Source organism: Mucilaginibacter sp. 22184 (assembly GCF_052045695.1).
Classification (GTDB): Bacteria; Bacteroidota; Bacteroidia; order Sphingobacteriales; family Sphingobacteriaceae; genus Mucilaginibacter.
Map to the genome: position 1 here is coordinate 427,939 of NZ_JBQEPI010000004.1, position 22,191 is coordinate 450,129.

Below are 22,191 nucleotides of genomic sequence, written 5' to 3' on the forward strand. Positions count from 1 at the left end.
CAGGTTGCATACCTACGGCATGCTTAGTCTTCTTTTTTATTTACTACAAAGCTTTTACTCCTGCGGAGCATTTTCTTAACCTAATTATATTCGTGGACAAGGGAACAAACAAAAAAGCCCCTTCAATTGAAGGGGCTTTTTTGTTTGTTAATTTTAATTGGCCGGTACCGTTATAGTTTTACGCGTTATAGGATAGGCGCTGAAATAGCCCAGCACTCCACCTGTAATATTACTGGTGGGGTTAGAGGGCGCAGCATTGTTATCATTACCTGTAGAGCCCGAGTTGAGGCTAAAAAGGTATTTGTAAACCGCGGCGTCGATACATTCCATCTCTACCATGAGTGTTTTGCCTGTCCTGATCTCACGCGCGGGATCGTCATTATCATTATTAAAATTAAGGCGGCTGTTTACCGTTTGGCCATTGGTAAACTCATCTTCATCTATAAATAAGCTTTTTTCTTTTCTGCCGTCAATATATTCAATAAAGCGGTAATAGTTTTGCACATTGGCTGGGTCCTGGTACTTCACCACAGCTATCCGTAGTTTGGTTTTGTCTTTATTGGTAGACAACTCATCATCAACCACATAAATACTATCCAGCTTTACAATCTGGGGCATGGTACTGGTTGATGTATAGGTTTTATCGTTCAGCTTAACAGTTAAATGATAGGTATGCCCAGGTATACCAACAAGGGTAGCATTCTGGTAAACACCGGTAGCCGTAGGATCAAAATTATAAATTGTGCCATCGGCTTCAACTGTTACCTGCGCCCCGCTGATACCTTCAAAGGAGCTGTCGTCGGTAAATTTTTTAGACAAGCTTATAGATACTTTGGCACCGCCGGCTTCATTAATCACCGTACCTTCTATCACCGTTTGGGGGGCGCTGTTATTAAGCTTCAGGTCGATAACCTTTTCACAGGAGCTCAGCAGCCCCAGCAGGATCATCAATATGGCCGAAAAACGTATGGTATGCATGTGTTAAAATTTAAAGTTATAAGTAATAGAAGGTACGTAGGTAAATAAAGTGGTACGTACAGCCTCTGTTTTATTAGGGTCTGTTTTATTATCTCTGAAAAATATACGGTAAGCGTTGCGGTTACCATAAGCGTTATACAAGCTAAAGTTAAGCTCCGAGCTGTATTTTTTGGTTTTCTTAAGCTGCTTGGTAGCGCCAAGGTCGAGCCGGTGGTAGGCAGGCAACCTTGAGGCATTACGATTGGTATAGTAGTAATAGGTTGCCCCGTCTATCTGGTATTTGCCGCTTGGGTAGGTAACCGCATCGCCGGTATAGAAAACAAAATTGGCCGATAGCGTCCATTTGTCGTTCAGCTTGTAAATACCTACCACGGCCAGGTCATGGGTACGGTCCTGGCGGGCGTTGTACCATTGATTGTTATTGATACCATCTATCAGCCGTTCTGATTTGGAAAGGGTATAACTTACCCAACCGGTTAAACGACCCGTCTTTTTCCGCAGCAAAAACTCCGCGCCGTAGGTACGCCCCTTGCCATACAGCAACTGCGTTTCAATGGGCTGGTTGGTAAAGATGTTGGCATCGTTACGATAATCCAGCTGGTTTTGCAGCTTTTTATAGTAGGTTTCAAACGTGAACTCATATTTATGTTCGTCCAGATCACGATAATATCCTACAGAAAACTGATCGGCCAGTTCGGGTTTGATCAAATTGGTACTGGCTACCCATTTATCGGTTGGCGAGCCCGGGGTAGAGTTGCTGATGAGGTGAAGGTTTTGCGCGTTACGGGCATAAGAAGCCTTAACCGAGCTGATATCATTCAACTGGAAAGCGGCTGCCGCACGGGGCTCCAGGTTTACGTAAGTTTTAACTATCTGGCCAGAGTTGTAGTGCGTTGAATTGGTTATTGCCCCATCGGCATTTACATCATAATAAGTACCCGGACCTATAATAGAAAAAGCCGAAAGCCGCGTGCCATAAGTTAAACTAAAGCGATCTGTAACTTTCCAGGTATCACTTACATAGGCGGCATTATCCCAGGCATACCGGGTTTCGAGCGTTTGTGATATGATGCCCGAGTTGCCACTGGCTGATATTTCGCCAGGTTTAATGGTATGATAAACGCTGTTGACACCAAAACTTAAGGAATGATCCGAACCCACATCATATTGCATATCCTCCTTAAAATTCCAATCCTTGATGCGGGAAGTGATCTTATAGGTGTTTACATCCTGCTTTACTTTAATCTCATAATCGTAATTACTGTAGATAAAAGAGGTATTGGAGAAAAAACGGTTGTTAAAAATGTGGTTCCAGCGCAGGGTGGCCGTGGTATTACCCCAGTTGATGCCGTTCACATTATTAGCAGTAAGCACATCCTTCCCCAGGTATCCGGAGATATAAACCCGGTCTTTATCGCCTAAAACCAGGTTGGCTTTAGCGTTGATATCATAAAAATAAAGCTGGCTATTTTTAACCACCGTATCTTTTGAAAACTTCAAAAAAGCATCGGCATAAGTACGCCGAGCCGATATCAGAAAGGATGATTTACCCTTCTGAATAGGACCTTCTACATTTAAACGTGCCGCTATCACACCCACACCGCCGCTTACGCCAAACTTTTGGTTGTTACCATCGTTCATCTTCACATCAATTACCGATGATAACCTGCCGCCGTATTGTGCAGGCATGTCGCCTTTATAAATGCTTACATTTTTTATAGCGTCAGAGTTAAAGGTAGAGAAGAAACCCAAAAGGTGATATGCATTGTATACAGTAGCTTCGTCAAGCATCAGCAGGTTCTGATCGGTAGCACCGCCACGTACATAAAATCCACCACTGCCCTCCCCCGCCGATTTAATACCAGGGAACAGCTGTATGGTTTTCATCACATCGTGCTCGCCCAATAATACGGGGACATCATTTATTTCCTTAATGTTTAGCTTCTCGACACCCATTTGCGGACTTTTCAAATCGCGTGCACCTTTTTGAGTAGCGGTGATGGTTACCGTTTGCAGCTCCTGGGCGTTATCCTCCATAGTGATGTTAAGCCTTTGATCGTGTGTTAGCGAAACTGGCACAACCAGGGTTTTCTGCCCAATGGCGCTCACAAGCAACTGGTGGTCACCGGCCTGCAGTGTGATCGAATAAAAGCCATAGCCATTGGTCGAAGTTCCTTGCGCGCCATCTACCAGCCGTATACTGGCTCCTATTATCGTTTCCCCAGACTGTTTTGATGTAATTGTTCCGCTGATGGTGAACTTTCCTGCTGCTGCCGGTTTTGCCGCCGGTTCGGCGTCGGGCTTTTTTAGCTTCGTCGCGTCATAGCGGATCAGTATATCCTGATCCAGTTGAGAATAATTATAAGGATAATTGGCCAGAGCCACTTCAAGTACCTGTTTAAGGCTTTGCGCCTTTGCATTGATGGTTAATTTAATGTTGCTGGCGGCAACGGCTTCGTTATAAGTAAAGCGTACGCCGGTGGCCGCGGTTATTTTATCGAGGGCTTGTTTTAATGGTACATTATTTAATTTGATGGTGATTGTTTTATCAAGCGGCGATTGGGCAAAAACCCGCAGGCTGCTAAACGTAAGGATCAGGGTTATACAAAAAAAAATACTTAAAAGTTGGTATAGTTTCATTAAAGGATAAATCAGGTTAGGGAACCTTAGAGGTCCGTTTTTTTTCATAACTTTAAGAGGTTTAAAATAATCAGCCATTCGTTTCGAAGGCAATGACTGATCAGGATTTTAAATAACAAGCCCGGTTCTGTTTCCCTGAGCCGGGCTTTTTTTTCATAGGTGTGTAGGGGCAATTTTAAGACGTCATGGTTGCAGGTTTGTTAAATGATAGGGGGTAAATAAATCATATTTGTTAGGGCTGAAGCTGGTAAGCTCCATTTTGTTTTTCCCAGCGTAATTCCATAACCGTGCTCAACTTATCAAGCGTGCGGTTAATGGGATCGGTAGTTTGCAAGCGACCGTAAAAAGCTTTTGATGTTAAACCGGGAGCCAGGTTGATGCTAATACCATATTGAGTTTCGAGATCATGAATAACTTCGGCGAGGGATGCACCGTTAAAATCAAAGATCCCTTTGCGCCTGTCCAAAAATCTGGCCGCGTTTGGGTAGTTCTCCTTTACCAGGCTTGCCGTTGCTTTTTGATATACCATCCTTTGGTTGGCGGTTAACATGGTTGCGGCAGCGCTTGTATTTGTTGATACCCCCACCTTGCCGTTAACCAGTGTTACATCAATAGATTTAGCATGATCATACGCCTGGATATCAAAACTGGTGCCTAATACTACCGTTTTTATAACACCCGATTGGATAACAAAGGGATGATCGGTATCATGTTTAACTTCAAAATAAGCTTCGCCTTTAATACTCACATTACGCAATTTACCCCTAAACTTTTCGGGATAATTAAATGTAGTTGCCGGGCTAAGCCAAATACGGGTACCATCGGGCAGTTGTATTTGCTTGTACTCTCCCGGGTTGGTGGTCAATTGCAGCTGTTTTACCGGATCAACCAGGTTGAGTATGGGTGTTCTGTAAAGCGCCGCGGTGCCTATAACAAAAACAACGGCTGCCGCGGCTGCCAAATTCCGCCATAGCTTATATATTTTTACTTTAGGTGCAAGCTGTTCATCTATACTGGTGTTAATACAGTTTAATATATTTGATCTGATCTGTTCAGTTGATGTATATCGACTATCTGAAAGCAATAGTTCTTCATCGTTAAAATCGGCATACCATTGCTCAAACCTCAACTTTTCGTCGGGGCTGAGTGTGCCTGTCAGCCATTTATGGGCCAGCTCTTCAGGGTTAAAGCTATTACTATCCATGGTTTACTTGGTATGTTTATACATATAGTCAGCCATAGCGCGTTTTACCCTTAGTGGTAAATGAAAAAAAGATGAATTATTTTTCGAGCAGGTAAAGCAGCAGCGGAATGGTGATATTTAATGTTTGCCTAAGCGTGTTTAATGCCTTGGTCATGTGCGCCTCTACCGTTTTTTCGGCGATGTTAAGTTCGGCGGCAATTTCGGCGTTTGTTTTATTTTGCTCACGGCTCAGCAAAAAAACTATCCGGCACTTTTCGGGCAAACGGCTAATGGTTTGTTCCAACTGTGTACGGAGTTCTTTTTCGGCCAGCCAGTTATTCGTACTATCCAGCTCACGCGGCGCATGAGTGGCCAGATGATCCACATGTTGCTTTTTAAGAAACTGTTTATCCAGGTGATTAATGATACGGTACTTAACAGCAACCGATAAATAGGTATTCAGGCTATGAGAAAGTTCAATAGTTGTACGCCGCTGCCAAAGGCTTAAAAAAATTTCCTGTACTACTTCTTCGGCCTCATGTTCGTCATTTAACCGGTGCATAGCTACAATGAACAGTTTGTCCCAATAGCGGTTATACAATTCTGTAAAGGCCAACCGGTCATCCTTGCGGATCAATTCCAATAACTGGCGATCTGTTGCTGGTTGGTGGCGCTCCATATATAAACTATGACGATCAATTGCCGTATTCGTTACACAGCAATTATGCAAGTTTACAAGAAATCATCTAATTATACCAGATATGAGCGGTACCCTGTTAAGTATTTCGATATTTTTCTTAAAATAATAAGCAATACAACAAGTGCGGATTAATCATCCTGGTTATTTTCCTTTTAACTGTACCATTACCCTGATGGTTTTTAAGATTATCCCCATATCACTGTTGAAGTTGATATTGTTGAGATAAATAAGGTCATAACGGATGCGGCTGTGCATTTGATCCAGATTTTCGGCATAGCCATAAGATACCTGTCCTATGGAGGTAAGACCGGGTTTAATACGTAACAGCTTTTTATAGCTTGGCGATTTTTCAATAAGCTGTTCAATAAAATGCTGTCTTTCTGGCCTCGGCCCTACTACAGACATTTCACCTTTCAGTACGTTCCAAAATTGAGGTAACTCATCCAGCCTTGATTTTCGTAATAATCTTCCCCATGCAGTAATGCGTGGATCCCATTCGCTTGATAACTGCGGGCCGGCCTTTTCGGCATTTACATACATGCTCCTGAACTTGTATATGGTAAATGGCTTATGATTTCGGCCAATCCTTTCTTGTTTATAAAAGGCAGGACCTTTTGATGTTAGTTTAGTAATTAACATCAACAAAAGAAATATCGGAAACCCAACTATCATCACACTTACCGAAAACAGGATATCAAAGCTTCGCTTAAAGAATATTACTTTAAAGCTCAACTCAGAACCGGCAGACAGCTGGATAACCGGAAGATTTTCATAATTAACTATGCTGGCATAATTATTATTCAGGATCAGGTCTGATACCAGTTTTATTTTAACTGAGTTCTGTTCGCCAAAATCAACCAGCTTTTGCAGTAGTAGTGGGTGCAGGTATTTATAGCACACAAATATCTCGTCAGGACTCTTATTGATCAGTTTTTCCATCAAAACCTGTTCAGGAAAATCCTTTATCATCTCTTCCGAAATAAAATCGGTAAAGTAATAACCGTACTCCGGGTGTTTGGAGAACGACCTGATGAGGCGGTTTGCAATATCTTCATCTCCTATAACCAGCACGTGCCTTCTGTTATAACCCTTTTTGCGGATATAATCCAGGATAAAAAATATAACCGAACGCTGTATAATGATAAAAAAGAAGAACAGCGTATAGGTAAAGAACATCTCCCAGCGACTTACCTCATACAGTTTGAAGAAATAAATAACACTAAGAACAATCAGCAGATGATAAAGCAAGGACGATAAAAACCGGTTGAGGTTATCCTTTAGTACCAGCGGCCTGGAAATAATATAATTTTTGGTAATGGTTGAAACAGATACCCAAACCAGGTTAACAAGTAGTGTAAAATTTACGGATTCTATCTGTGACGAGTAGTATGTAAACACCAGTGTATGAGCACACTGTAACGCAATATTTAATACTATTAAATCACTTATAAAAGTAACAGGGGCGAGAAATTTAGAGTATCGTATTGCCATAGGTAAAGTTTTGCAAATATAGGACTTTATATGTTATATTATTTACATAATTACATAACGATAAAGTTTGCCTTTTAATACCATTACGATAATAAATTAAAGAACGCTACAGGGCGGAATATTTTTTTTATACTGTACTTAAAGCGTAAAAAAGCCTTTAATTATCATGCATATAGCTATTACAGGACAATAACTTTCATACAGATCAAACAAAAACCTCATAATACACTTTTTTATTTATAATTAAATAATAATTTATTAATATAGACAGATCTTCAAGATGACTACTAATTACTCCAATTCTATCAAGCCCCCCCAAATTAGATAAATGATATTTGCTCTATTGCTTTATAAACTTTATCTACAGAGATGTTTTCCATGCAGTTTTCTTTTGCTCTGCTATACTCATAACCATAGTTTAAATACCCAAAGTGTCCTTCATCGGGCACTACCGAAATAGTATTATCATCGTAAGGGCCCCAACGTAGTACATTGGTAGGCCCATGAAGGCATACCTGTTTCTTACTTAGTGCTGCTGCCATATGCGCAATGCCTGTGTTAACCGAAACCACCAGCTCACTTTTAACAATTAGGTGCGCTAACTCTTGTAAATTAACCCCGCCACTAAGATTTATAATTTTGTTGTTACTATTTGCTGATTCTAATAACTGAATTATCCTGTCTGATTTTTCTTTGTCGGCAGGGCTTCCCGTTATAACGATGTGATCAAACTTGTCATATATCTTTTCAATTAATTTTACCCAATTGCTATCAGGCCACTCCTTCATATAACTTTTAAACCCACCCGGCCATGGATGGATGATGCAATACTTTTTCAATCCCTTAACCAATGTATCTGATTTTTCTGTTGATATTACATTGATTTGGGGAGCGTGGTTGATGCCCTTATATATATCACTCACCAAACTTCTGAAATTTTCTATCTCATGCGTTTGAGATGAATGGATAATGGCTTTATCATAAACGTAATGCCGATACTGCTTATCTGATTGAAAACCATATTTGTATTTGGCCTTAACAAATTTTGCATAGATAGAATTGAGCCTTGGCCAGGGACCAAAATCAAATAGCAAATCAAATCCGCCTTCTTCGCGTATCATCTTTACAGTGGCTAGCCCATTGGTTACCGGTAATTTTATCACCTTATTTAAGCCCGGTATCAGCTTCACCAACTGATAATTTGTTGACCCTGTAAAAGCAATGATTTCGGCATCGGCGTAATCCGATCTGAGATCCTGGATAACAGCAGACATTAACACATTATCCCCAATTGAACCTATATTAAGTACAGCGATCCTACCTATTTTGACTGGTACACTTTTGTTTTTCTTTCTTAATATCCCCAAGGTTAAAACAATTGGGATACCCAAAAATCTGTCCAACTTATGAAACAGTCCGTTACCTTTTTCCATCTGTATGTATAAATCTCCTATGTACGCAATGCAATCAACCGTTTTAATAATAACCTATAATATAACAGGTTAAGAAACACCCTTGTCTCCTATTTGTAATTAGAGTGGCCCGAAAATTCAATTCACGATATTCCCTTGTATCTCATCAAAAATTTTTGTTAAATGTGACATGAAAATTTCAGGATCATAATTCTTTTCATAAAATCTGGTTTGAGAAGCAACAACGTTGTGCCTAAAATCCTCATTTGTGGTAATTTCTTTTATATAACCGTTATACTGTTGATAGTTATTAAAATCACATACTATTGATCCTGAATCATTTGCCAGTAACACAAACTCTTTGATATCAGATAACATTACCGGGCATTTAAAATGGAACGGAATGGAAACCAACGCGGTTTGCGTGGTAGATATGTATGGTAATACACAGATCAGCGCATTTTCAAACAGATATTTAAGTTCTGCATCGTCAATATGCCTGTTTATTATCATTACCCGTTGGCTATCAGGTACCTGAAACCATATATTACCGGCGCCGGCTATTAGCAAAGTGGCATCCACAGCTGATTTTAAATGACATTCAATCAACCGTTCTAAACCCTTGTACTTATCCAGCCTTCCGAAAAACAAGATATATTTACCCGTTTTAATTTCGGCTGGCTTCAAGTTGCCATTAGCAATATGAGTATTTACTAATGTTGGCATACTTGTATAAAATGAGGGCTTGCTGTATTTGTTTTTTAGCTCCAAAAACTGAGCGTAGGAGTTTGTGATCCTGTAATCAGCTTTTTCGCGCAAATAAGCGGCCCGTGTGCTTTCGGTGCGTTCCAGCCACCTGTCTTTCATACTAACTATACTTTTTTCGTGCGGAATCAGGTCATGCACAGTATACATTATTTTAGATTGCCGAGCCATAGCGTCAATATTTTTAAAGAACAAGCCCTCAAATAGTATATATATTAAAGACGCGTTGAACTCCTTTGCTTTTCTTAAAACATACCTGTCAAAAAAAACGGGAAACACCTTTGATAATATATTCAGGAGACTATTTTTTATGATTACATAATCAATGTTAAGCCCTTCCAGTTCTTTTAACTCCGGATAATTCTCCAAATCGTTTCTTAAAACCAACGTAACATAAACCTGTTGATTTTCGGGCAGATGTTTCCTGATATTGTTTAATATAGTAAATGAGTAGTGCCTCATAGCAACTTCATACCAGGCACAAACTATATATATATTCATTAAACCAGCTCTTTATATATTTTCACAACCCCGGAAGCCATATTGTTAACGGAGTAATTTTTTTCAAAGTAATCTTTAATAACAGTTTCATTAAAGCTGGGATTTTCAAGCATCTGCTTTATTTTTTCAACCGCGCTACTTATGTCGCCCAGTTCATACAAATCTCCGGTGTCGCGATTAATCAAATCCTTGTTACCGGTAACATTGGTTGCTAAAATAGGCATTCCGGCGGCCATAGCTTCCAGCAGCGCCAACGGTAGCCCCTCCCATCTTGATGTAGTAAGGTACATATCACTTATTGATAAGTAAGCATCTATATTGTGCTGTACACCCAGCATGTTTATATTATCAATACCCTGTTGAGCAGCTTTTTCTTTAAGCGGTAAATAATCTTCTCCATCACCTAACCATAAGAAATTATATTCGGGGAGCGAGGCTGCAATATCAAAAGTTTCCTGCATATTTTTTTGATAATCAAACCTTGAAAACGTAAGGATAATTTTCCTTTCGGGCTGCTTAAACAAACTGTTCCTGAGGGCAGCCAGGTCTTCATTAGCAGGTGGATAAAAAGTAGGCACCCCATTTGGAATAATAGAAAACTTATTGCGCAGAAATAGCTTGCTTTGTTTTGCTTTTTCTCTTTCCGATTCTGAAACGTATATAATGTGATTAAATAATCCGCATGTAAGGTATTCGTAAGTTTGGTAAAGCATCATTGCCAATCTGGAATATTCATCAACGTGTATGCCATTGGGAGTATATATTAGTTTCAGGCTGGGCTTTAGGATCTTTAGTAATTTGCCATAAACAGATGCACCCTTGCCATGGCTATGTACAAGATGTATGTCATTTTTTTTTACATATTTCAATAACGAAAACAGCGCTTTTAAGGTGAGCTTACGATGAGGAATAGTGGTCATTTTTTCGTCTCCGAGTAAACCTTTATAGCTGTCAAAAAAGGGCTTATCTTCCGGGCATCCTGCAAAGCACTCCACTTGATTATGTATGGCTTTCAATAAATGCTGTACGTGCTTTGGCCCGCCCCCCATGTCAGCCCTGGCTGTTAACTGTATTACTTTTATCTTCATTATTATTTACTATTAATAATCCATAAACTACGCACAGATGCGCATACAACAAATCAGAGAACATAGAAACCCCGCTAACACAATTTGTTATAATTACCCCAATAAAGAAGTATTTGATTAACTTATATGGACTGTTTTTATTTATCTTAAATGCGGCTGCGGCTATTAAACTCAATAAGCAAATAGTTGCTATGATACCGCCGTATGCCTGGCAGTAAATTACCGCGCTTTCCGGAACGTTAACAATATCGGCATGGCTATAAGGACTTATATGATTATAAAAGTTGACAGGTGAAAAACCTAAACCGAAGAGTACATATTGAACATTGTGCGACAGGAAATTGAAATACGCTGCCCAGGTATTGATACGAAGACTGATATTGCTTTCGGATCCGTTATTTGAAAAGGAATCAATAGTGTAGGAAATCTTTTGTACAGCAGGCAGGTCAGATCCAAATATAACGATGCCGGTAATGATTATCGCAAAAACAATTAAGATCCAACCTCTTTTAAGAATTGATTTTTTAGACCGAAGAAAAGATAAGGTGTAAACCACCACCAGGATCAAAATAGCTTCCCGGCTAACGGTAATAACAATATTGATAAAAAACAAAGCCCCAACTATATAAAGGTGCTTACGTTTAATAACACCGCTTTGCTTTAATGATATAGCTAAAGTAAAAATTAACACACAATAAGAACCCCATATTCCGTGTGCGAGACCATTTAACTGAACAAGCTTTAATGAAAATATATCTATTCCCCTGTTAGACATTCCGCTGCTGAGTGTTTCTGCATCAGAAAATATGGTATTAGCCACAGAAAAATTCATCATGTACATCAGAATATTTATAAGCAACGCCACGCATCCAAAAAGCACTAAATTTTTTAATACTTTTTGAGTATTCCTGATCTTTGATGCCCAATAAATGATAGGGATATAAATTATTTCCTTAACGCTTCTTAAAATAGCTCCAAAATCAACAACCGATGCTTGTGATATTATGGAAAAAAGCACCATGCACAGAAATATACCCAACAAAAGCCGTTGTTCTGAGTAAAGTATAAATTGCTTAAAACCAAAAACCAGCCCTACAAACATAAACAGCTCTGGCAGAAAGATATTAACACCCTCAGTAATAACCAGCTTAGGAATAAATGCCGACAGGATTACACTATAAACTATAATGTTTTGCCAGTCGGTTTTTCGTACCGGTTTTTCTTCTGATAAGTATGATGTTGTAGTTGTCAATTAGGTATCAATATATAAAGGCATTCTAATGTTAAATATATAGGTATGGCGTAAAATCAATGGTGTATTTGAGTGCCGACCTTCTTGTGCCAATAACCTTTGCTGGCACACCGCCTGCAATACTCATAGCGGGCACATCTTTGGTTACAACTGCCCCACTGGCAATTACACAACCCTTACCAAGGGTAACCCCTGGCAAAATCATTGCCCGCGATGCAATCCAAACATAATCTTCAATAATTACATCGCCCTGCCTGGTTGCATGATAATCATCGTGTGGGTCGTGCTCCAAAGTATATATCCAGGTGCCTCTTGCTATATCTACGTTATCTTTAATGATGATTTTGCCTTTTCTGCCGTCAAGTAAACATTCCGGGTTAATAAAGCAGTTATCGCCTATAGTTATATTGTTTTTAGGGTCCTCCAGATTCAATATTTTGACATTGCAGCTCACAAAAGATCCCTTTCCTATTTTCATGTATAACCGCATGAAAAACATCCTGATAAAATTGATAGGTATCTTGCAAAAAAATGCGTTGAACAAATAAAGTGATATATAATTAAAGGCTTTTTTCATTTATAGGTTTGTTACTCCATGATCGTTTTGGGATGACTGTATAAAATTTTATTGTTTAGAGTAAGCTAAAAAACGTTTATCAATCCAATTAGCTACTGATATTTAACTGCTCGCGGCTTTCTTTGATGTCAATATTGAAAAAAATGATTTTACCCCAAGCAAAAAATACTTAGCTCCAAATCTAAGCCAACTAATTATATTATTTGAATGTGTCCTGTTAAAATCAAATGTTTGCTTCAGGTTGGCATTTGAACGGTTAGAAAATAATATGGCTTTAAAATCCTTAAATGATCGTACCTTATTTATCCCTGTTGTTTCAAAGTCATTATAAATTTTCAAAGAAGGTACCGCAAAAGCTTTATATCCCGCCTTTTTAGCTCTTAAAAAAAAGTCGATATCGCCATAATACTGGGGAAATCTTTTTTCGTCAAAATACATGATATGGGTAACAATGTGAGCAGGTATTAAAGTTCCCATACCACCAGACCAATCAATCTGGAGTATGTCATTGTAGATATCCTCCTTGTTAAACCCAATCAAAAGTTGCTTTCCTGTTTTTTCATAAAAATAACAACCAAAGTTAAATAATAAGCCCTCGTTATGTTGCCATAAAATTTTTGAAACAAAAATAGAATCGGAATCATATGCGTTGCTTAACATCAGCTTTTCCAATTCATAAAAATAATCTACAGAACATAGGGTATCATCATTCCATAATAAAATATGATCGCTTTTTAATACATCAATAGCATAATGGGCCCCCATGTTCATGGATCCCGTCCACCAAAGATTACCGTTACCTTTTAACAGATCAATATCCGGGTAATGCTCTTCTATCCATTGCGCAGTTCCATCAGTTGAATTATCATCAATTATAATGATCTTAAAAATATTAGTTCCGGTACCGTTTTCAGCATAATATTGCAATGCCTTATTGATGGCATCCACTCCCCTTATAGTAACTTCCAGTCTGTTAAAAACCGGTATTAAAATGGATATATTATTCATGCCGTTAGTTGATGTGTGGGTTACTCTCTGTTGTAAATACGAGTTTATACAGAAATTAAATCATGTACTCTTTTTCTAATAAAGAGATATTTTCAAATACTTTATTAATGTCAATCGCATCCAGACAGGGATAAGGATCAGTTGCGTTAAATTTGTAAATACACTGCCAATTACAATTAAAACAGGGCATCAGTTCATAACATAGTTTAACTTTTTTACTATTTCCATAACTAACAAATCGCTCAAAATGTCCTCCCCCGGCTAAACATATAGTAGCCTTATTTAATGCCATACTTAGATGATACGGCCCGCTATCATTACAAATAACACCTAAGCTTTTATTAATTATATAAGGCATTTCACCGAGTGCTGTTTTTCCGGATAGATCGGTGATTTTGTTTAGATGTCCGTGGGGTAAAGAATTGATAATTTCCCCAACAATCAATGAATCCTTCGGCGACCCGATAAAACAAACGTTATAACCTTTATCAATTAAAAAATCCACTATTTTAGCATAAGAAGATAATCTCAATTGCCTGTTTACCGATCCGGCTCCAGGGGCTACAATAAGATATGGACCCTCTATCTTTGAGTCATATCTATCAGCATCTAATTCAAGAGAAGGACCTTCTATGTGAGATTTAACCCCGGTTATAAACTCTGTAAGTGCCTTGTTAAAGCCAAATTCACTTTTAATATCAGAAGGCATTATAAACAGCTTATTGTAAATCAGATTAAAAATCGGTTTCTTCCAAAAACTCATTCTTAATGTATCGCCGTCTATGGTCACTTTTTCATCTGCGGCGGTAAGCCAGGTAATGATTTCCGTTTCGGGTGTACGCGAATAATGAAAATTAATAACTGCGCGATACTTACATACAGCAGCCTGTTTTAAGATATCTATCTTGTTTTTTAAAAAAGGCTGCAGATCAAATGAAATAACGTTGTCTATAACATCACCATCTAATTCCAATGCTAATTCTTTCAAAGCTTTATCACATATCACGGTGATTTTGCATTGTTTATATTTCTCGCTATAGGCTATTTCCCTCAAAAAATTTCTAAAAATGATATAATCACCAATGGCATCCATTTTTAGAATAAGAAGTCTATCAGACACCTTTTCCGGACTAAAAAGATGCCTGATCTTAGTTTTAACAACATATACCAGAAAAATAAATTGCTTTAACATCTCTTACAAATCTAACAGATCAAATATTTAATAAAATCCCTGATAACCTGTGCCAGCTATTTGTTCCAAATACCAGTTGCACTATTATTTATAATCCTGTAACATTGAATTGGGGACCATACCGAACTCACCAGCAGGCAAAGTATATTTGCTATTACAATTGACGACACCCCCAGTTGTGTGTATTTCACCAAAACATAGCATAAGGGTATATTAATAGTCCCTACAAATATCGAACTATATAATTGTAACCTGATTTTACCTACCCCGTTAATAAAGTAGGCAAAAACATTATTCCAGTTAGATACCATCGCATACACACCAAGAGAAATTGAAAGCGATAATGGTATAGCTATTTTACTACCAACCCATATCCTGTAAACTGTTCCGGCGGCAACAATTAAAAGTATTACACCCAAAACCTGAATTACCCATATCTTCAACAATTTTTTAAAAGCTTTATTTATCCAATCAAGATCCTTTACCGTGTAAGCATGGGTAAATGCCGACCAATACGGCATCATGATTATTAAAAATGCAATGGTAGGAATGGTAAAATATTTATATGCTACATTGAAAGAGGTAACATATTCGGGTGAATAGAATTGAGTTATAAGTATGTTATCTGTAGAAAAGATAATGATGCCTACAAATTGGATACAAAAAAACTGGATACCCACATTAAACAATGTTTTAATATAGCTTTTCCTGAAAAATTTAAATGACGGTTTTAGAAAACTATATTTCGACTTTGAATAAATGATATAGTTAAAAAAGATCAATACAATTACCGGAGCTAAGGCTACGGTAATACTAAACAAAGCAAAAGATGGCTTTGCGGTTTTTGAAAGTAAAAAAATGCAGGTAAGGGTTGATAAGCTTATTGAAAAATCAAGAAGGGTTCTTAAATAAGTTTTTTGCATAGCAATAGCCACCGTTCCGCCCAGATCTAAAACCAGCCTTATGCAAAAAGAAAGAACGATAAGGTAAGTAGTGAGCAGCAGTGTTTTGGAATTGATATTCGTTTTTAATATGCTATTCCAATCCAAAAACACATTGCACAATGCAAAAACTATAAAAAGACCAAGCATCACCGTACCAAAAAGCACATAAGTGGTGCTTACATATTCGCGTGCTAAAGTATTATTGCCCTGTGCTACAGCTTCGGTTAATTTGTTTCGAAGACCATTACCTAAGCCTACGTCCATATAGGATAGCCATCCGGTTATTGATGTGAGGGTAAGCCATACCCCATATTCAGTTTTATCAATATACAACAGGGCTATGGGCACCAAAAGAAAACTGCAAAATAACCCTGCTCCTTTAAAAACTACATTTAAGGTTGTATTTATCTGTATAGCTCTCGATCGTTCATCCTTATTAAGAATCAAAGTTTTAATTTTCTCTATCATCTTTAACTATCCTTACCCCCCAATTCCCTAAAACTTCTGGCTAATAACAACCAAAAAATACAAACAAATGCAAAAAGTAGCCCTCCCAGTAATATTCCGCCTATCTTGCCTAATTTTTCTTTGGTCAATGGAAATACAGGGGTATCAATTACCTGTATTAAGGGGGCCTCCTGACGAAGCGAGATTTTAGCTAATTCCAGGTTCTTAACAATTTCGGCATAAATAGCTGTACTTGCCTGCACGTCTATCTGTTTTCTCTGAGATGGCACTTTAAGGATTGAATGCAAAGGGTTAGCATTAGGAATAGCATCAATGGATGAGGCTACGCTACCTAAACTACTATTTAAAACAGCTTTTACACTATCAGCCTGCCGTTGAAGAACATTTACATTAGTTGATGTCTTTTTTATTTTAGTTTTAATATAAAAGTCATTAACCGTTGTAACCAATTTATCGTTAAACTCCTTGGCAAAAAGTTCATCTACAAACGAAATATCAACCTTTATAATAGTGAGTTTTTTATCAGGCTTACTTATATCTAATACTTTTTTATTAATGGCTTTAGCTATATCGGTTATGATACTATCCTGTGTACGGTTAAAGCTATCTGATGATCCCAGAAAATTAATGGTATCTATACCCTTTTGTTTCCACTTTTTTCTAAGCTCCAGGGCACTGATGTATCTGTCAATTAATAATTGCTTTCTATTGTTAACTGTTATTTCGCTTAGAAGGGCTTTCTCGATCATGATTCTGGATTTATAAAGCTCCATAATGTTATCGCCCTGAAAAACACCACCCGCGCCTGCAGCTCCTCCCAGGTCTATCCCTGCCAATGAAGCCAGCCCGGCAACCTGACTTAATCCTCCCCCGGATTTACCCTCATCTAAAACAAATGTACACGTGGCCGTATAAACAGGCTTTTTTACAAAAGAATAAATAAGCCCTAAAACCCCGCCCAAAACGCCAAAGGCAACTATAGTTAATATTTTGTTTTTTAGATATTTAACAACCAATTTATATCGCAACAGAACATCTTTTATAGATAATTCATCAGGCTCAGTTGTTTTTGGTTTGTCCATTTAGTATCCAATAAAGTGGTTAAAATTCAATAAAGAGGGATTATTTATTCAAACTAACTATTCCAAAAATAATTGCACCTAATGAGGCCAGCCCGGTTGCCAATCCTATAAAGTTTTGTATCCCGCCACCTTTTGATTCAGGTTTTTTAGGTACATATATTTCGGATCCGGGTTTTACATCGGGATGATTGTTAAAAAACAGGAATTTGCGTGTCCCCTTTACCGTTCCGTTAGCGTAAACAACATATGCCCCTCTTCTTAATGACCGCGGCGAATAACCACCCGCATTATAAATATAATCATTAAAGGATTTTGAATTGTTGTAAACAACAGCGCTTGGGTATAATACCTCGCCATTAACCCGTACAACCTGTTGTTGCTTAGGTACGCGCAGCACGTCGCCATCCTCCAGCAACAGATCGCCTTTTGAGCCGGGTGATTTCAAGACGCTTTTAAGATCTATGCCAACAAAGTTATTTCTCTGTTGCATATCGTTGTTAACACCGGTTGTATCACTATAAGTTCTTTTTAGCCTGTTCAACTGCTCATTACGTTCCCGGGCTATAGCTACCGTATCTGATTTGCTTTTATCGATACCCAAAATGGCTATATAGTTTCTTTTTAATGATCCGCCATCTACATCTGCCGAAGCTGTTAAACCACCTGCCCTGGCAACCAGGTCAGATATTTTTTCGTTTTTGGTTTTAATTGTATATGTACCTGGGTATAAAACTTCCCCCTCTATGTGCACTATTTTCTGCTTCTCAAATCCTGGCAGGTTATATACCGATACAATATCATAAGGTTTTAATACAAATCCTGTATCTGTGGCGCTGATAGGCCCATCTATATTAACAACATAAACCTGTGCTACCGCGCTGTTTCGGGAAGATGGATCGCCATTGTTTATTCTTCTGGCTACTTCAATCCTGTTAGTACTCGCTCCTTCGGCAAAGCCACCTGCTTTTTGTATCAGATCGGCTACCGTTTGATGTTCCGAATAAGCAAATACACCCGGTTTACGTACCGCGCCATTAATGGTAACCTGGTATATATCACGCAAATCAAAAATTGATGATATGGTGATGATATCTTCCCGCTGTAAAGCAATAGAAGATTTTTTACTGATGATATCTTTTACATTAAATGGAATAAGCTCTGTTGTATTATCTGGCTTTAACCTTACAATATTTCCACGCTCCATAAAAGCGTCTTCTTTTAGTCCAGAAGCTTTCTCAATAAGCTGCGCTAATGTTAGCCCATTTTGCAACTCATATTCTCCTGGCCTGAAAACCGCTCCATTAATAACCACCCGGTTTTCAAACCGGCTTAAAACGGATTCTACAGTATATCTATCGCCTCTTAATGGTATGTAATTTTTATAATCGGCTTCAAAAACATCGGTTAAGCGGCGCTGCTGATCACTCACTTGCGTTACCTTAATCCGTGCGGTATAGGCGCTGTCTGTAAAACCGCCGGCAAAATCAATTACATTTTGCAGATTTTCGCCCGGTAAAACCTCAAATAATGCAGGTATTTTAACTTGCCCGTCCATTTCAACACGCGTTCTGTAAGTAGGTACCCGCACAATATCCTGATCCTGCAGGGTTATATTATCTTTTTGACTTCCCTTTACCAGAAAGTCATAAACATCCAAATGCCTGATGATACGGTTGTTCCGGATGATCTCGATCTGCCTTAATGTACCTATACGGTTTGGGCCACCTGCGGCATAAAGCGCGTTAAAAACAGATGATAATGATGACAAGGTATATGTGCCTGGCTTGGTTAACTGCCCTACCATAATAACCTTAATGCTACGGATATTACCCAACGTGATCTGTACGTTTGTACCCCGCCCTAAAGCATAATTACTGGCTTGCAGCCTGCTTTTTATAGTGGCTGTTGCCTGCTCAATAGTTTTACCTCCAACGTTGATGATACCCACACCGGGAATATTAATATTACCATCTGGCGATACATCGAGTTTCCAGTTTACCTGTGAGTTGCCATAAACATTAATAATAAGCTGATCTTCTGTACCTAGTACGTAGTTTAAAGGGGTTGCCAGTTTTAAATTGGGCTCAAACTTCATATTCCGGTTTTGAAATATATCTAGGCCAAATATTTTGGGGCCACGGTTATTAGTATTCTGAACAGATTTATCATTTTCGAGCGAGTCGACTTTGTAATTTAAACTCCGTTTTCCTGATGAACCGCTGCTGTCGCTGGCCGACAACCCCGCGCCACCACTTTTCCTGATCAGATCAACACGGGCCTGTAATTTCTGGATCTGCGCATCTGGCATACCCCGCCCGCGGGCCTGTTGTATCAAATCATCATCACTTAGTCCTGAACTTTGGGCCTGCTGCATTAACTGCCTTATCTGCTGATCAGATAAAGCATCTACATTAATATTGGAAAGATTTTGGGGGTTTATATTACTTTGCGCAGTGGCATGGTTGATTGCCCCGCAACAAAACACAATAAAAAGCAGAAATATAAGGAACTTAGTTTTAATCATATTTGAAAAATATCGGGGTCTAAGCCCTGCAATAAACGGATTTAGATTTTTGCAAAGGTAAACCAATTTGTTGGCGAAGACGGTTGTAAAATTTTATATTACTTAATGATTTCATAGTTTTTTTTAACCAAATATTAAATTACATTCTCCATAAAGTTAAAAAACACAAATAACAGATTTATTTTTTAAACCTTGCCAGGAATTTGCTGCCTGATCTTTTCGATAATAGAAGTTGATGAGTAACCTTGCACAAAATCAATGGTTTTTACATCACCGCCATTGGCTAACACTTCTTTGCTTCCAACAATATTTTCCACGGCATAGTCTGCCCCTTTTACCAGGATATCGGGCAATAAGGTACTAATAAGATTAAGTGGGGTATCTTCTTCAAAAATTACAATAGCATCAACAAAAAACAGGGCAGCCAAAATAGCCGCACGACTATTTTGATCATTTACCGGCCTGCTTTCCCCCTTAATGCGCTTTACCGAACTATCGGCATTTAAACCAATAATAAGCTTTTCACCAAGTTCGGCGGCTTTGGCCAGGTAAGTAATATGACCGATATGCAGAAGATCAAATACGCCATTGGTAAAAACAACCTTTTGCCCTTTATTTTGCCAGTCTTTAACCTGAGTTTTAAGCAAAGAGATATTAGTTATTTTGCTTATCAATATTTTTTCGAGGTCGATTCTCATGTATTTATATCTTATGGCACCTGTGTGATTGGTTGACTAAGCTGATATGTTACTGAAACAAATCATCAACCGATTGGCAAAGTATATGCCCTATTAATATATGCATTTCCTGTATGCGGGCGGTTATGTTTGATGGTACAATGATGTTCAGATCACATAATCCGTTCATTTTACCTCCATCACGTCCCGATAACCCAAGGGTTTTACACTTAAATTTTGCAGCGGTTTCAAAGGCATTGAGGATACCCTGGCTATTACCACTGGTTGAAATACCTATAAACAGATCACCGGCATGCGCGAAAGCTTCAACCTGGCGAGAAAATACATGATCATAACCATAATCATTGGCTATAGCCGTAAGTGCCGATGTATCAACCGTTAAAGCAATGCCAGGCAAAGCTCTCCGTTCTTTAACAAATCTACCGCTTAACTCGGCGGCAATATGCTGGGCATCGGCTGCACTGCCACCGTTACCTGCCAATAAAACCTTGTTACCGTTTTTTATTGTATCAGATATCATTTGACAGGCCTTTTCAATATCACCGGCAAGGTTATCTATAACCCGTTGTGTGGTATTCTGGTGATCTTGTAGTGCTTCTAAAATCATTGTAATTATATTGTTTGGAAACTTTTGTGTTTGATATAGCTGCTAACTTTTATTTTTTAGGCCAGACTTAATTTTCCTTCTTCATGTCAAGAATAATTTCATCAATAGTTGTGGTAGCACTGCCTACCTGGCGTATCACTATAGCAGCAGCATGATTAGCTAATTCGCCTGCTTCTTCTATAGTTAAACCTGCTGCTATAAAGTAAGCCATTGTAGCTAAAACAGTATCACCTGCTCCTGTTACATCGAATACTTCAGTGGCTTTTACCGGCAATAACTTATATCCTGATTCGCTTAAAATCAACATACCTTCTTCAGAGAGTGTTACTACAAGATATTCGGCACCAGTCTGTTTCAAAATAATTTTTGCCGCATGCTGCAAGCTTTCTAATGTATCTACCTTTTCAAGTTGAGCAGCCTCTGCCAATTCCTTACGATTTGGTTTAATGATATAAGCTCCTTTATATTTCTCGTAATTTAATCCTTTAGGGTCAATCACTACCTTTTTACCATAACGGGTAGCTTCCTGAATTATTTTTTGGGTAAGAAATGGAGAAAACAAACCCTTATTATAATCTGATAATACTACAATGTCTGCTTTCTCTAAATAATCAGCCAACTCATTAAGCAGCTTGTTAGCAATGGTCTCTGATACAGCACTGGTAACTTCACGATCTATCCGAACCAACTGATGACTCCCTGCAAGTACCCGGGTTTTTACAGTAGTAACACGTGATTCATCTTTAATTATGGTATGGGTTTGCACACCCTCATCACTAAGTATCTCTATTAATTGAACACCCGCGCTATCATTACCTATTACTCCGGCAACCGCTACTTGCGCGCCTAAGGCTACCAGGTTTTGGACTACGTTACCCGCACCTCCCAGTGTAACCGATTCATTTTTCACATTAACTATGGGCACAGGAGCCTCCGGTGATAGCCGGGATGCGCTACCAGTAATATAATGATCTATCATCAGATCGCCTATAACAAGTATATTTGGTTTATGGGTGGCTGATTTAATGGAATGTATCTTGCTTATCATTTATTTAAAAGTAGCTGATCACTATTAATAACC

18 protein-coding genes are annotated in these 22,191 nt (G+C 38.5%); all 18 read right to left on the reverse strand.

Annotated elements, in window-relative coordinates; translation table 11 throughout:
- Positions 1 to 153 precede the first annotated feature (153 nt).
- Positions 154 to 978, reverse strand: a complete 825-nt coding sequence (locus tag ACTJKG_RS11660) for a DUF4249 domain-containing protein (protein WP_440739296.1) — start codon at positions 976 to 978, stop codon at positions 154 to 156.
- A gap of 3 nt (positions 979 to 981) precedes the next feature.
- Positions 982 to 3,618 (reverse strand): TonB-dependent receptor, encoded by a 2,637-nt coding sequence (locus ACTJKG_RS11665; RefSeq protein ID WP_440739297.1) that lies wholly within the window; start codon positions 3,616 to 3,618, stop codon positions 982 to 984.
- A 232-nt stretch (positions 3,619 to 3,850) separates the two neighbouring features.
- Entirely contained in the window at positions 3,851 to 4,822 is a 972-nt protein-coding gene (locus ACTJKG_RS11670) for a FecR family protein (protein WP_172334812.1), read from the reverse strand.
- Positions 4,823 to 4,898: 76 nt separating this feature from the next.
- Entirely contained in the window at positions 4,899 to 5,480 is a 582-nt protein-coding gene (locus tag ACTJKG_RS11675) for an RNA polymerase sigma-70 factor (RefSeq protein WP_440739298.1), read from the reverse strand.
- Between the two features lie 162 nt (positions 5,481 to 5,642).
- Positions 5,643 to 6,992, reverse strand: a complete 1,350-nt coding sequence (locus ACTJKG_RS11680) for a sugar transferase (RefSeq protein ID WP_172334814.1) — start codon at positions 6,990 to 6,992, stop codon at positions 5,643 to 5,645.
- A 320-nt stretch (positions 6,993 to 7,312) separates the two neighbouring features.
- On the reverse strand, positions 7,313 to 8,425 hold the full coding sequence (locus ACTJKG_RS11685; protein WP_440739299.1) for a glycosyltransferase family 9 protein: 1,113 nt from the start codon (positions 8,423 to 8,425) through the stop codon (positions 7,313 to 7,315).
- Positions 8,426 to 8,542: 117 nt separating this feature from the next.
- Positions 8,543 to 9,670, reverse strand: a complete 1,128-nt coding sequence (locus ACTJKG_RS11690) for a glycosyltransferase (protein ID WP_172334816.1) — start codon at positions 9,668 to 9,670, stop codon at positions 8,543 to 8,545.
- Entirely contained in the window at positions 9,670 to 10,758 is a 1,089-nt protein-coding gene (locus ACTJKG_RS11695) for a glycosyltransferase (RefSeq protein ID WP_172334817.1), read from the reverse strand. The genes ACTJKG_RS11690 and ACTJKG_RS11695 overlap by 1 nt, the downstream gene beginning before the upstream one ends.
- Positions 10,721 to 12,010, reverse strand: coding sequence for an O-antigen ligase family protein (locus tag ACTJKG_RS11700; protein ID WP_172334818.1), 1,290 nt, complete (start codon positions 12,008 to 12,010; stop codon positions 10,721 to 10,723). The genes ACTJKG_RS11695 and ACTJKG_RS11700 overlap by 38 nt, the downstream gene beginning before the upstream one ends.
- A 31-nt stretch (positions 12,011 to 12,041) precedes the next feature.
- Complete coding sequence (locus ACTJKG_RS11705; RefSeq protein WP_216650523.1) at positions 12,042 to 12,488, reverse strand: acyltransferase; 447 nt, start codon at positions 12,486 to 12,488, stop codon at positions 12,042 to 12,044.
- Positions 12,489 to 12,689: 201 nt separating this feature from the next.
- A complete protein-coding gene (locus tag ACTJKG_RS11710) occupies positions 12,690 to 13,595 on the reverse strand; it encodes a glycosyltransferase family 2 protein (protein ID WP_172334820.1) in 906 nt (301 codons plus the stop codon).
- Positions 13,596 to 13,650: 55 nt separating this feature from the next.
- Positions 13,651 to 14,688, reverse strand: a complete 1,038-nt coding sequence (locus ACTJKG_RS11715) for a glycosyltransferase family 9 protein (protein WP_440739300.1) — start codon at positions 14,686 to 14,688, stop codon at positions 13,651 to 13,653.
- 155 nt (positions 14,689 to 14,843) lie between these two features.
- The gene (locus ACTJKG_RS11720; RefSeq protein WP_172334822.1) at positions 14,844 to 16,199 is read right to left on the reverse strand and encodes a lipopolysaccharide biosynthesis protein; all 1,356 of its coding nucleotides are present in this window, start codon (positions 16,197 to 16,199) and stop codon (positions 14,844 to 14,846) included.
- A 2-nt stretch (positions 16,200 to 16,201) separates the two neighbouring features.
- Positions 16,202 to 17,281, reverse strand: a complete 1,080-nt coding sequence (locus ACTJKG_RS11725; protein ID WP_440739301.1) for a Wzz/FepE/Etk N-terminal domain-containing protein — start codon at positions 17,279 to 17,281, stop codon at positions 16,202 to 16,204.
- 40 nt (positions 17,282 to 17,321) lie between these two features.
- Complete coding sequence (locus ACTJKG_RS11730; protein ID WP_216650524.1) at positions 17,322 to 19,805, reverse strand: SLBB domain-containing protein; 2,484 nt, start codon at positions 19,803 to 19,805, stop codon at positions 17,322 to 17,324.
- Positions 19,806 to 19,990: 185 nt separating this feature from the next.
- Complete coding sequence (gene rfaE2, locus ACTJKG_RS11735) at positions 19,991 to 20,503, reverse strand: D-glycero-beta-D-manno-heptose 1-phosphate adenylyltransferase (RefSeq protein ID WP_172334824.1); 513 nt, start codon at positions 20,501 to 20,503, stop codon at positions 19,991 to 19,993.
- Between the two features lie 49 nt (positions 20,504 to 20,552).
- Positions 20,553 to 21,110, reverse strand: a complete 558-nt coding sequence (gene gmhA / locus ACTJKG_RS11740) for a D-sedoheptulose 7-phosphate isomerase (protein ID WP_440739302.1) — start codon at positions 21,108 to 21,110, stop codon at positions 20,553 to 20,555.
- Positions 21,111 to 21,177: 67 nt separating this feature from the next.
- Positions 21,178 to 22,158, reverse strand: a complete 981-nt coding sequence (gene rfaE1 / locus ACTJKG_RS11745) for a D-glycero-beta-D-manno-heptose-7-phosphate kinase (protein ID WP_440739303.1) — start codon at positions 22,156 to 22,158, stop codon at positions 21,178 to 21,180.
- Positions 22,159 to 22,191: the final 33 nt, after the last annotated feature.